At 41.3% G+C, this 12,476-nt stretch carries 10 protein-coding genes; 3 read left to right on the forward strand and 7 right to left on the reverse strand.

The window, feature by feature from the left end; all coding sequences use genetic code 11:
* Nucleotides 1-10: 10 nt before the first annotated feature.
* The 3 genes from L1264_RS09895 to L1264_RS09905 form a co-directional block, all read right to left on the reverse strand.
* Nucleotides 11-493 carry a glutathione peroxidase gene (locus L1264_RS09895; RefSeq protein WP_135923133.1) on the reverse strand — a complete coding sequence of 161 codons (483 nt, stop codon included), beginning with the start codon at nucleotides 491-493 and terminating at the stop codon, nucleotides 11-13.
* 186 nt (nucleotides 494-679) lie between these two features.
* Nucleotides 680-979, reverse strand: a complete 300-nt coding sequence (locus tag L1264_RS09900) for an AzlD domain-containing protein (RefSeq protein WP_135923134.1) — start codon at nucleotides 977-979, stop codon at nucleotides 680-682.
* Complete coding sequence (locus L1264_RS09905) at nucleotides 976-1,683, reverse strand: AzlC family ABC transporter permease (RefSeq protein ID WP_135923135.1); 708 nt, start codon at nucleotides 1,681-1,683, stop codon at nucleotides 976-978. Before L1264_RS09905 ends, L1264_RS09900 begins: the two co-directional genes overlap by 4 nt.
* A gap of 314 nt (nucleotides 1,684-1,997) precedes the next feature.
* On the opposite strand from L1264_RS09905, the gene L1264_RS09910 reads away from it, so the two are divergent.
* Entirely contained in the window at nucleotides 1,998-2,648 is a 651-nt protein-coding gene (locus L1264_RS09910; protein ID WP_135923136.1) for a cytochrome b/b6 domain-containing protein, read from the forward strand.
* 60 nt (nucleotides 2,649-2,708) lie between these two features.
* On the opposite strand, the gene L1264_RS09915 is transcribed toward L1264_RS09910, so the two are convergent.
* Both L1264_RS09915 and L1264_RS09920 read right to left on the reverse strand, forming a co-directional pair.
* Entirely contained in the window at nucleotides 2,709-3,161 is a 453-nt protein-coding gene (locus L1264_RS09915; RefSeq protein ID WP_135923137.1) for a c-type cytochrome, read from the reverse strand.
* Nucleotides 3,162-3,511: 350 nt separating this feature from the next.
* A complete protein-coding gene (locus L1264_RS09920; RefSeq protein WP_135923138.1) occupies nucleotides 3,512-3,982 on the reverse strand; it encodes a DUF2721 domain-containing protein in 471 nt (156 codons plus the stop codon).
* A gap of 232 nt (nucleotides 3,983-4,214) precedes the next feature.
* Between L1264_RS09920 and L1264_RS09925 the strand changes: the two genes are divergently transcribed.
* Together L1264_RS09925 and L1264_RS09930 are read left to right on the forward strand one after the other, a co-directional pair.
* Nucleotides 4,215-7,916: a S8 family serine peptidase gene (locus tag L1264_RS09925; protein ID WP_235403940.1), complete on the forward strand. Its 3,702-nt coding sequence runs from the start codon at nucleotides 4,215-4,217 to the stop codon at nucleotides 7,914-7,916.
* A gap of 128 nt (nucleotides 7,917-8,044) precedes the next feature.
* Nucleotides 8,045-10,210, forward strand: coding sequence for a S9 family peptidase (locus L1264_RS09930; protein ID WP_235403942.1), 2,166 nt, complete (start codon nucleotides 8,045-8,047; stop codon nucleotides 10,208-10,210).
* Nucleotides 10,211-10,231: 21 nt separating this feature from the next.
* Here L1264_RS09930 and L1264_RS09935 read toward each other — a convergent pair whose 3' ends face one another.
* Together L1264_RS09935 and L1264_RS09940 are read right to left on the reverse strand one after the other, a co-directional pair.
* A complete protein-coding gene (locus L1264_RS09935) occupies nucleotides 10,232-11,707 on the reverse strand; it encodes a sensor histidine kinase (protein ID WP_235403944.1) in 1,476 nt (491 codons plus the stop codon).
* Nucleotides 11,707-12,435, reverse strand: coding sequence for a response regulator transcription factor (locus L1264_RS09940; RefSeq protein WP_138557886.1), 729 nt, complete (start codon nucleotides 12,433-12,435; stop codon nucleotides 11,707-11,709). The genes L1264_RS09935 and L1264_RS09940 overlap by 1 nt, the downstream gene beginning before the upstream one ends.
* Between the last annotated feature and the right edge of the window lie 41 nt (nucleotides 12,436-12,476).

The raw sequence follows: 12,476 nt of genomic DNA on the forward strand, positions 1-12,476 counted from the left end.
GCATGTGATTTTATTTGTTTAATGCAGCAATAATCGCAGCTTCGATCTGCTCTGGTTTTGTTAAAGGAGCAAATCGTTTAATAGCTTTGCCATCTTTACCAATTAAAAACTTGGTGAAGTTCCATTTTATTTTGCGGGTAATAAACCCAGGTAACTCTGATTTTAGGTATCTAAAAACAGGGTGTGCATGTTCGCCATTTACATCGACCTTGCTCATCATCAAAAAGCTAACGCCATAGTTAATTAGGCAGCCTTCTTTTATTTCTTTAGCATCTCCCGGTTCTTGCTTACCAAACTGATTACATGGAAAGCCGATAATGACGAGGCCTTGATCATGGTATTTTTCGTGGAGTGCTTGCAAGCCTTCATACTGAGGGGTAAAGCCACATTTACTCGCCGTATTTACAATTAGAACGACTTTATTTTCAAAGTCATTAAAATCAATAGTTTGACCTTGAAGGCTGGTGGCACTCAGTTGATAAAATTCACTCATAGGTATCACTTATTATTATTGTTGAATTAATTCTAACCCGCTTTAGAGAGGTATAAAAGTATAAATTTTAATCACACTTTATACCTTATAGCCAACTGTGAGCAGTGTTAGAGTTGATGTCAGTTTTTTAAACTCAAAGTATGTTGCTCTGAAAGGCCAAAAGTACAAATTTGGCGACAAAAAAGACTAACTTAAAATGATAAATAGCCCCATGCCTGCAAGCGTGGTGTAATAAATGTTATGTGTTTTATATGCGACAATAATGGCTAATACAGCCGCACTTAAATAAGGGTTTTGCCAATCTAAGTTAATCTCTCCCTCATTTATAAAGACGATGGGTACCCAAATTGCGGTAAGTACCGCAGGGGCGCTAAAACTTAAAAATTGCTGCATTTTCGGACCGACTTTAAACGGTAATGCGCGGTGCAAAAATAAGTAACGTGTGAAAAAGGTAATACACGCCATCAATAAAATGGTGGTCATCATAGTGTATGCTCCTCTTTTGCTTGCCAGCGACTAATTAAATAACCTACTGTCATGGCTATTAGCGCTGCAGTCACTAACCATAGCTGAAAGCCTTGGCTTTTTAAAAGCGTAGCGACAACGCCTGCGGTGAGCACAGTAGCCAACGTAGCAAGGTTCTTTACACCTGGAATAACTAAGGCAATAAATGTGGCAGCAATGGCAAAATCAAGCCCAAGGTCTGTTAAGTCAGGCAGTAAGCTACCCGCGACTATGCCAAGCAAAGTCCATATATTCCACGCAATATAAAAACTAAACCCTGCACTGAGCGCGTAAATAAGGCGCACTTTTGTTCGGTAGGCTTTGCGATGGTGCGAAAACGCAAATAATTCATCCGTGAGTACAAAGCTAACAGGAAGGCGCCAACGAAAAGGTTGATCAATGACTTTGTGGCGAATAGCTAAACCATATAGAAAGTGCCGCGAGCTAATAATGAGTGTGGTAAACAATATAGTAAGCAAAGGGGTATTGCCGGCCATTAATTCAATTGCGACTAGCTGCGCAGAGCCTGCAAATACCAACAATGACATCGCTTGTGTTTCTAAAGCACTAAAGCCATTTTGGACGGCTAACGAGCCACATAAAATGCCCCAAGGTAACACCGCAAGGCACAAGGGGAGCATGTCGAAAAACCCTTTTAGTAATGCTCTTATTGTTGATTTATGCATTTTATCGCTCATGTTTGTTGTTGTGGCTCAGATCAAAACAGCTGAAATAGAGGTGTGTCAAAATAACTGAAGTTTGTAATAATGTATAGCCGAACCCGTTGCTGAAATTCAGTTCTGCAAGTTATGATACCAATCCGCAATAATACTTAATCATTTTGAGGGATTAAACCTGTCGCTATCTGCGTTAAAAATTTCTGATTTAGAACAACTAAATAACGAAATTTTTGCCTTGCTATCTACGAGGTTTTATTGCCTCAAAATAGATCACTTAATTAAGCGAATTGGTATAAGCATCTTTTAAAGGGGAAGTTACAATGTCGAAAGTTAAAGTATGGGATGGCTTTATAAGAAGCTTCCATTGGTTGTTAGTTGCAGCCATCGCAACACTCTATTTTAGTGCTGAAGAGGGTATGTTAGAGCTGCATTTTGCAGCAGGCTACTTCACCTTGGCGCTGATTATTACACGTCTTGTTTGGGGGCTTATTGGTAGCAAAACAGCAAAGCTCTCTGCTCTTATTCACTCTCCTGTTGCTGCAATTAAGTCATTTACAAGCAATGAGCATAAGGCAGGTCATGGTGCGGCGGGCAGTTATATGGTGATTGCATTTTTTGTTTTAATACTTGTGCAGTTAACCTCGGGACTTATGACCAGCGACGATATCTTAACAGACGGCCCGCTAGTCGCACATGTATCATCAGATACCGTAGAATTTGCGGGATGGTTGCATCATTTGAACTTTGATATTTTGTTGTATGCCATTGTGTTGCATGTATTGGCAATTGTGATTTACCGCATTAAGGGAAAGAATTTAGTCAAACCTATGCTAACGGGCAGTAGCGACCAGGTTTCAGTCACTGAGCCTGTCACTAAATCACCTATGCTCGCTTTTATTATTTTTGCTGTGTGCTTAGTGGTGCTATTTACAACTTGGGGCGCAGAGCCGCTCAGTTATTTGCTTGGGTAGACCTCTCAAGATACTAAAAAGGCGCTTATCAGCGCCTTTTTAGTTTACATAATTACTAGACTAGTCTTTGAAAGACTTATGGCAATCTTTACAGCCTTTAGCCCATGCGCCAAATGCTTTACCAATTACTTTTTCATCGCCACTCTGTGCTGCAACTGCTAGTTCATCAGCATATTGTTGGAAAGCAACTGCTTTTTTCATAAAGGTTTCGTTATCGCTCCATACAGCAGCAAGTGCAGATGTATCGCCTTTATCAGAACCCGCGACAAAAGCTTCCCAAGGCATTTTTGATAGTGCAGCTGCATTGTTGGCACGCTTTTGAAAGCGTTCAGCATCAAAAGGTACTTTTCCTTTTAGCATATCGCCCATGTCACCAATTTGTACGCGGATCATTGAAAATGCTGCCTGACGATACTCAATTGCATCACTTGGTTCTTCAAATACAGAATTTGCTGATGCGCCTAGTGCCATTGTAGATAGCATTGCACCCAATACTAATTGTTTTAATTTCATTCCTTTTGCCCCTTAAGATGTCATAAAAGTAAACTAACTGAGTTGTATCTTAGCTCAATATAATATTCAAGTGTATTGCGGTTTACTAGGGCGTATTTACCTTTGTGGATTAAATTTGTTCACTCTAGGGGCGATTTAATCGCGGCGCGAGATTTGTAACCTAGTGGGCTAAGTAAAAATCGAGCAACAAAGAGTTAATCGCCCCTAGGAAGAACCCGAAGGGCAGCGCGTGTTTGGCATTGATGCTGCGTTATCGCCTATTTATGTGGAACAACCACACTACATAGGCTCTGCCTTGCCTAAATACCAAACACACTGCTGCAAAATTAATCATAAAAGGTCAATACGCCCTAATCATTTATATCAATATCGGCGAATATCATCCCGCGGCGCATACTTCTGGTTGCTAAGAAAACCTCGCCTAGTAAAGATAAAAAACCACAGATCAACAGGGCCATAGCGGCCACAAAGCAACTGGCAATTGTCACGCTTAGGTTAATAGATTGGATATGTGATAGAAATAAACACATAACCACAGCGCACACTAATAAGGCACTAAGCACACTTGCACTAAATGCAATATGGATACAGCGCGAGCGCTTTAATAACGCTCTTAATTCAGTCGTTAGAGACTTATTAAAGTCTTCATCAGTACTGACCTTTAACTTACGCTCAAGCTGCCTTGCACGGTCGGTAATGCGGGCTAGACGGTTAGATAACACACCTAATGTGGCAGCAATACCCGTAATTAAGAATACCGGGGCTACGGCTGTTTGAATCACCTTAGCCATAGTAAGAATATTAATAACCTCTGAGTTCATTATGTTTACCTTTTTGCATTTGATTCATTTACAAATATTTACAACCCATGCTTTTTCATTAAACGCTTTTAAAACAAAGTCTTGTCAGTTTTTTTCTCGCATCTAATAAATTTACTGTAACTATAATGTAACTGAAATGTTGTTCTTGAGTGTGTTTACGCTTTATATTGGTGATGAAACTTTGTTTCAATCACTATTTAGGACGATAAAATAACATATCCCAGGGGAACCCATGTCTAAAAATCTAATAAAAAGAACAGCAGTTGCTTTGGCTGTAACAAGTGCAATGTGCGCTAGTGCACAAGCCAATGACTTTTCAAAATACAATCTAGCAGGCAAAAAGTTAATTAAATCAAGTGCTGTTACTAAAAAAGAGCAAAAAGTTCGCAGCGAAGCAACAAGTTGGTTAGTTAAGTTAAATGCACCAGCAACAGTAAATGCAACATCACGTGGTGCAGATATTGCGAGTATTCAGTCACAAGCACAAGCGGCACAAGTAAGTGTAGAGCAAGCGATTAGTAGCATGGATTTACCGCTGCAAGTTGTTGCGAAAACATCAACACTTGTCAGCTCAATCGTAGTCAATGGTAATAAGCAGGACGTTGCAAAGCTTCTCTCTAACGCGCAAGTTGAGGGTATCTACCCTGTTTATGATTATGAATTGCATGTTGCAGACAGTGCCGATTATATTGAGGCAACACCTCTTGTCGCGAATGGTTTAGCAACAGGTGAAGGTGTTCGCGTTGCGGTACTTGATACAGGTATCGACTACACACACAAAGCATTCGGTGGTGAAGGTACTGATGAAGCATATGCTGCTGCGATTGCTGATCCTGCATCAGTTGATTGGCCACAAGGTAAAGTTTTAGGCGGTTATGACTACATCAATAATGATAATGATCCAATTGATGTAGATACAAATCATGGTACACACGTTTCTCACTCGGTTAACGGTATCGCACCAAACGTAGATTTATTCGTTTACTCTGTATGTAATAGTGGTTGTCCTGGTCTTGCGCAATTATTAGCGCTTGAAAGTGCAATGGACCCAGATGGTAATGGTGATATCAGTGACCGTGTTGACGTAATCAACATGTCTTTAGGTGGTGATTACGGTGATATTGCAAATGATGCTGTAGGCTTATTCATCAACCAAGCAGTTAAACTAGGTACCAACGTGGTTATCTCTGCAGGTAATGATGGCGCATATCCATTTATCGTTGGTGGCCCAAGTACCACTGAGCATGCTCTTTCTGTTGGGGCAATGACTCACCCTACAGGTGCTGAGTCAATTGGTAGTGGTACAGTTAATGGCGAAGAAGCAATTGTGCAGCCAGCAAGTTTTGGTCCTCAAACTGCGTTTAGTTTCTCAAATGACGATATTGAACTTGTTTACCCAGATGCGAACCAAACAGCATGTGAAGCGTTTGCTGATGACGTAGATTTTACTGGTAAGGGAGTTATCATCGACCGTGGTGCATGTGCATTTACAGTTAAAGTATTAGCAGCACAAGCTAAAGGTGCAGAGTTTGTTATTATTGCAAACAATAACGATGATGGTACGCCAGCTCCTATGGGTGGTTCTGATCCAAGTGTAACTATCCCTTCTGTCGGCGTAACATTTGCCGCAGGTACAGCACTTAAAGCAGGCGGTACATTTAACCTAACAGTTGAACGTTTAGTTCTTTCTGGCGCTATTGCTGACTTCACATCGCGTGGTCCTTCAATGGGTGGTCTGTTAAAACCTGAAATTACAGCACCAGGTGTAAACATCATGACTGCTCACCCAGGTTTAGGTGATGGTCTTACTGGCGCAACAGGTACTTCATTCTCAGGTCCAATCACGGCTGGTGCGGTGAGCTTATTAAAAGAAGCACTGCCTGAACGTAATGCACTTGAGTTAAAAGCTACGCTAATGAATACCGCTAACCTCAATGTCACAATGGAGCCATTAGCGATTAACCCTGATGCTGAGCTTGCGCCAATTAGTTATATCGGGGCAGGTTTAGTTGATGTAAATAAAGCGGCTAACTTACCAGTTGCTGCGTGGGCTGCAGATACTAAACAAGCTGCGCTTTCGTTTGGTTTAGTAAATGCATCAGAAACAGTAGAACTAACTAAAACTGTTCACGTTAAAAACTTCTCAAATGAAGCAAAGGTTTATACGCTTTCACTTGAACAGCGTTATCAAGACGATATAGAACGTGGTTCATTCTCACTTGATTACCCAGAAACAATCACAGTTCCAGCTGGTCAAATGCTGTCATTTGATGTCACTGCGACAATCGACCCGACAACATTACCTGAGTGGACTTTGACTGATGACAACATTGGTTCTCAAGACTCAACGACGGATTTAACGAACCTTGAGTTAGACGGTGCGTTAATATTCTCAGATGGTGACGAGAAAGCATTCCACCTTGTTTACCACGTATTGCCAAAAGCGAATGCAGCAATGAGCTTTATGCCAGTCATGACTGATGATGGTGTTGCTCACCAACTGACAAATACTGGCGCTGTTGCTTTAGAGCCTGTGTTTGCACCAACGGTAGCGACTGATGAAGTCGATGAAGATCAACGTTTAGACTTGGTTGGCGCATCGATTGAAACATTTGCAGTACCAGCAGAGGTCTGTGATAGCGGTTATGTAACATTAACAACTATGGTACTAAATGATGGTATCACTCACTCTTATGTGGGTGGCTTCATGGCTGACTTCGACCTTGATCAGGATGGCACGTACGACGTTACAGTACAAAATGGCAAGTTAGAATGGTTCTACGATGTTGAGCCAGGCACTGCTATTACCTTCACTCATGGCTACGGTAGCTCTTCAGGTAATCTTAATAACATTTACCAAATTATTGGTAATAACCATCTAACGATGCAAAGTTGTTTAGGTGCATTTGGTCTAACGGCTGATGATATTGGTAAAGCAACTGCAAATGTACGTTTCCGTACAGAAGAAGAAACTTGGACTCCAATTGCATCAGGCGAAGGCGATGTTGCAATGGGCACATATACATTCACTGATGCATCAAATGATGTCTATGCAGCGCTTGTTGATGAATCTGGTGAGGCTGTAAGTTCAATTGAACCAGGCGCTTCAGCAACATTATTGAATGCTGGTGCAGACTTCATGATCCTATCTGATTCTGGTTCTAAAGCATACGCAGCAACACCGAGTGCAGATGCTAATACAGCGCCTGAGCTTGCCGATGCTTCGTTCAGCGTTGATGAAAATAGCGCAGAAGGTACTGTTATCGGTATGCTTGAAGCGACTTACGGTGCTGAACTTGCAAATCCAATTTCTGAGTACATCGTACTGAGCTCTTCTTCTACAGCGGTTTCTGTGAACGCGGCTGGAGAAGTTGTGGTAATGAATGCAGAGATGCTAGATTACGATGCAGGCCTTACGTCTATTGAGCTTGAAGTTGTTGCTGCAGATTCTGCAGGCAATATCTCTGAACCTGCGATGGTGACTGTTGAAGTTATGAACGTTGCTGACGAGCCAGAAGAAGTTAACCCAGTAATCGATGCTGATCTTGGTGAGTTCACGGTTCAAGAAAACGCAGCAGAAGGTACTGTAATTGGCACTGTGACTGCGACTGACCCAGATGCAGATCTGACTCCTATCGCTACTTATGAAGTGACAGGCAGTGATAGCATCAGCATCAGCGATACAGGTGAGTTAATGGTTGCGGGTGCAATCGATTATGAGCAAACAACCTCTATCGAAGTATCAGTGACAGCAGTTGACTCTGCAGGCAATATGTCTGAAGCGGTGACGATTACTATTGCAGTAACACAAGACCCGGCAGAAGATGTTGTAGCTGAAGAACCTGCGAAGAAAAAATCTTCTTCAGGTTCGCTAGCATGGTTAACATTACTTGCTGCGCCGTTCGCATTTATGCGTCGTCGTAAGCAAAAGTAATTGCTTGATAAGTAACTAATAAAGGGAGCTTCGGCTCCCTTTTTACATTGCTTCACAAAGGCTACTTATAAATTCACGGTTAATTACTTATATTAGGGACTTAATAATAAAAATTAATTAGGATCCCTATGAAAGTTGGCCATTCACTTTGCCTTGCGGCACTCTCTTTAGCTGTTCTATCAGCGTGTAATAAAGTTCCAGATAATAAAGAACAAGCAATTATTACAGAGCAAGTTCAGATATCTGCTCCCGTCGCCAAAAAAATACCCTATGAAATGACCATCCATGGTGATACTCGTATCGATAACTATTATTGGATGCGAGATGATGAGCGTAAAGATGAAGCCGTCATTGCCCACTTAAATGCTGAAAATGAGTATGTAGAAAGTATGCTCGCACACACTCTGCCATTGCAAAACACCCTGTTCGAAGAGCTTAAAGGACGTATTGAGAAAGATGACGATACAGTGCCAACCAAAAAAGGTGATTATTACTATTTTTCACAAACGCGCGGTGATGACGAATACCCGGTTTATGTGCGCAGCAAAGATAGCCAGGGTGAGAATAAGCAGGTTATCTTGAACGTAAATGACCTTGCTAAAGATCATGATTATTTTGCTGTAACAGGTTTGGCAGTGAGCCCAAATGGCAATTTGCTTGCTTACGGTGAAGATACGGTGAGTCGTCGTATTTACACAATTAAAGTAAAAGATTTAAGCACAGGTAAAATGTTGTCAGAGAGCCTTGAAGGCACTGAAGGTGAAGTTGTTTGGGCGAATGACAACAAAACCTTTTACTACATTAAAAAAGACCTACAGACACTGTTAGGCTACCAAGTTTATCGCCATACACTAGGAACATCTCAAGCCGACGATGAGCTAGTGTATGAAGAAAAAAATACCAGTTACTACACGGGTATTTCGAAAAGCAAAGATCAACAAGAAATCTATATTAGTCATGGCAGCACCAGTGCCTCGGGCATCTCGGTTATTGATGCCAATGATGTAAAAGCAATGCCAAAACGTTTTATTGAACGCGAAGCAGGGCTTGAATACGACATCAAAAAATTGGGTGATTGGTATTATATTGTTACCAATTTAAATGCAGTTAACTTCCAACTGATGAAAGTTCACCGCGATAAAGCGCATGATAAAGCAAATTGGCAAACGCTTATTGCTGGTCGTGATGATGTGAAACTTGAAGATATTGAGTTATTCAATAATCATTTGGTTTACGAAGAGCGTGAAAAGGGTCAAACCCGTATCACTATTCGCGATCTTCGTAACCAACAAGAGCAAGTAGTTGCTTTTAATGACCCAACTTACATGGTTTTTAGCTATGGTAATAGTGAGTTAGATAACCCTAACTTACGTGTTTACTATTCAAGCATGACGACCCCAGGTAGCAGCTACGATATCAATCTTGAAAATGGTGAAAAAACGCTACTGAAGCAGCGCAAAGTGTTAGGTGACTTTAACCCAGACAACTATGCCTCTGAGCGTGTTTACGTAACGACCCGAGATGGTGTTGATGTACCCGTTAGCCTTGTTTATCGTAAAGACAAGTTCAAAAAAGATGGCTCTAATCCACTTATGCAATATGGCTATGGCTCGTACGGTGCAACTATGGATCCGAGCTTTTCAAGCTCGCGTTTAAGCCTTCTTGATCGCGGTTTTGTATTTGCAATTGCGCATATCCGTGGTTCGCAAATGTTAGGCCGTCCTTGGTATGAAGATGGTAAGTTGCTGCATAAACAAAACACCTTTAATGACTTTGTTGATGTGACTAAGTCTTTAGCGGCTCAAAAATATGGTGATAAAGATAATATTTTTGCCATGGGTGGCAGTGCTGGTGGCTTGCTAATGGGGGCTGTTGTCAATCAAGCACCTGAGCTTTATAAAGGCGTTATTGCAGCAGTGCCTTTTGTCGATGTAGTGACGACCATGCTTGATGCCAGCTTACCATTAACAACAAATGAGTATGACGAGTGGGGTAATCCGAACGATAAAGTCTATTACGATTATATGTTGTCATATTCACCATACGACCAAGTTAAAAAGCAGGCATATCCAAACATGTTAGTCACTACCGGATTGCATGATTCACAGGTGCAATATTTTGAACCGGCAAAGTGGGTGGCTAAGCTACGTGAATATAAAACTGATGATAACCTATTACTGTTCAAAACCGACATGGAAGCAGGGCATGGTGGTGCATCTGGGCGCTTTAAAAGCTTGCAAGATACCGCGTTATATTATGCCTTTATGTTAGATTTAGCGGGTATAGAAAAATAATCACCCATCAGGCATCCGTGATTAAGCGGATGCCTGCATGGTTAAATTAAAGCGAAATTCACTGCCTTTTCCAACAGTACTTTGTACTTCGATTTTACTATTCATTAGCATAAGTAGTTGTTTACATATAGCTAACCCTAATCCGGTAGAGCCACGTTTTATACTATTGCGAGCCTGATAATGTGGTTCAAAAATCGCAGTGAGCTCGTCGGCATGAATGCCAACACCAGTGTCTGATACCGCTACAAATAGTTCGTTAGCTTGCTCAGAAACGCTAACTGAAATCACTCCGCCATCTGGGGTATGGCGAATAGCATTTTCGATTAAGTTTGTTAGCACTCGTTCTAACTTGGCAATGTCAGCAGTTACTGTGAAATCGCATATCTCAGGGATAACCTTAAGTTTAATACCGGCAGAGCGAGCGGTTAATTCCAGTTTTGCCACACAGTCATAAATTAACTCGCCCAAATTAAATGTTTCGGCATTTATTTTTACTTGCCCGCACTCTAAGTTAGCTAATTCAAATATTTGCTCAATGAGTTGTTTTAACTGTTGGCAATTATCCATCGCTAAATTTAGATAATGTTGCTGCTCTTGCTCACTTAAATGGCTGTTAGGCTTATTAATTACTTCGATAAAGCCATGTAATGACGACAGCGGTGTTCTTAAGTCATGAGAGAGGTGGGTTAGTAATTCGCGACGCTGCTTATCTGCATGCTGTAGGGATTGAAATTGCTCATCGATGCGCGACAACATTGCATGTACGCCTTTGCTTAAATTACCAATTTCATTGTTACCCGTGTAACTTGGTCTGAGCGACATCTTTGTCAGGCTGTAATTGGCCGCTTCAATCTGACAAATTTCTTTGTTGAGTTGTTTTAGCGGTAATGTAAAGAACCTAAATAATATTAGCATGGCTATAAAAAGCGCGAGCATAGCTGTTATAAACCAAGCCGCACCTAGCCACAGTGCATCATTTTCTTTGATATTGTTTAAGGTTGTATCAAATGCTTGACCACCAATAATAACGTATAAATAGCCTTGCAGTTGTTGTTGATTAAACACCGGGGCGGCAGAGAAAATCTTTTTTGCGTCCTGGCTACGTGGATCGTCACCATAAATAGGTGTGGCAGTGGGGTCGTTAATGAGCTTTTTAATGGGAGTAAGGTTGATCTGTTTTTTAATAACTTGGCCCGGTTTTGCAGAGTATGTAAGTAATTCTCCGCGAGGGTCTACAAAATAAAATTCAAAGTTGGGGCCTAATATCATCAGGGTATGAAATAAATTCTCTAAGGCTTCATAATCATACACGCCTTGTTTTATTAAGGGATTGTCATGAACGAGATGCTCAGCCAGCTGTAAGTGTAAGTTTTGCTGTGCATGGTGCTGCGAAGTTTGCTCAAGATGCTTGCTCCAACTAAATACTAGGGCACATAGTAGGCTAAAAATAAGTACAAGCGACCATGCGAGCTTTTGATAGAGTGTCATTGTTTTCATTAGTGTGTGCTCAGTTGCGATGGGTTTAGTTTGTAGCCAACCCCCCACACCGTTTCAATAAAGTTGCTAGCGTGATACTGCTCAAACTTACTACGCAGACGATTTATATGTGAATTGACTGTATGTTCATAGCCACAGTGTTGATACCCCCAAACGTGATCAAGTAATTGCTGGCGACTAAATACATGATTTGGGTGTTTAGCAAAATACACCAGCAAATCAAATTCGGTGGCAGTAAGATTGATTGCTTGATTAGCTAAAAAAGCCTGATGACTTGAAAACTCGATATGTAGATCCCCAAGTTGAATGGATTCGGCATTATGCGCTTGTTCATTAGTTGATTGTGCGATGAGCAATTGTGCTCTATGGCGCAGTTGTGTTTTGATCCTTGCCTGTAACTCTCTCGCAAAGAAAGGTTTGCAAATATAATCATCTGCACCCATCTCTAAACCAATTACCCGATCCATGTCGCTACTTAGTGCAGTCAATAAGATGACAGCTGTTTGCGGATAGTGCTCTTTAATTTTTCGACATAAGCTAAGGCCATCCATTTGCGGTAGATTGATATCTAGCAACACCAACCCATAACTTTGATTAGCCAGCTTTTTTATCGCGGCCTCAGCACTTGCTGTTTCGTCAATGTGCAGGTTTAAGCTAGTCAACTGGGTGGTGATGAGTTGGCGAATGGTTTTATCGTCTTCAACTATGAGTAATTTTTCAGGGCGCATCGTTTAATCCAAGTAGCTAAGGCACATCCTTATGACCTTAG

This window comes from Pseudoalteromonas sp. APAL1 (assembly GCF_021532475.1).
Classification (GTDB): Bacteria; Pseudomonadota; Gammaproteobacteria; order Enterobacterales; family Alteromonadaceae; genus Pseudoalteromonas; species Pseudoalteromonas lipolytica_C.

What these genes read in the sequence shown, in the direction of transcription:
- L1264_RS09940 (WP_138557886.1), bottom strand. Translation starts at nt 12,435, where the DNA reads ATGCGCCCTGAAAAATTACTCATAGTTGAAGACGATAAAACCATTCGC.
- L1264_RS09895 (WP_135923133.1), bottom strand. Translation starts at nt 493, where the DNA reads ATGAGTGAATTTTATCAACTGAGTGCCACCAGCCTTCAAGGTCAAACT.
- L1264_RS09905 (WP_135923135.1), bottom strand. Translation starts at nt 1,683, where the DNA reads ATGCATAAATCAACAATAAGAGCATTACTAAAAGGGTTTTTCGACATG.
- L1264_RS09915 (WP_135923137.1), bottom strand. Translation starts at nt 3,161, where the DNA reads ATGAAATTAAAACAATTAGTATTGGGTGCAATGCTATCTACAATGGCA.
- L1264_RS09925 (WP_235403940.1), top strand. Translation starts at nt 4,215, where the DNA reads ATGTCTAAAAATCTAATAAAAAGAACAGCAGTTGCTTTGGCTGTAACA.
- L1264_RS09900 (WP_135923134.1), bottom strand. Translation starts at nt 979, where the DNA reads ATGATGACCACCATTTTATTGATGGCGTGTATTACCTTTTTCACACGT.
- L1264_RS09920 (WP_135923138.1), bottom strand. Translation starts at nt 3,982, where the DNA reads ATGAACTCAGAGGTTATTAATATTCTTACTATGGCTAAGGTGATTCAA.
- L1264_RS09930 (WP_235403942.1), top strand. Translation starts at nt 8,045, where the DNA reads ATGAAAGTTGGCCATTCACTTTGCCTTGCGGCACTCTCTTTAGCTGTT.
- L1264_RS09910 (WP_135923136.1), top strand. Translation starts at nt 1,998, where the DNA reads ATGTCGAAAGTTAAAGTATGGGATGGCTTTATAAGAAGCTTCCATTGG.
- L1264_RS09935 (WP_235403944.1), bottom strand. Translation starts at nt 11,707, where the DNA reads ATGAAAACAATGACACTCTATCAAAAGCTCGCATGGTCGCTTGTACTT.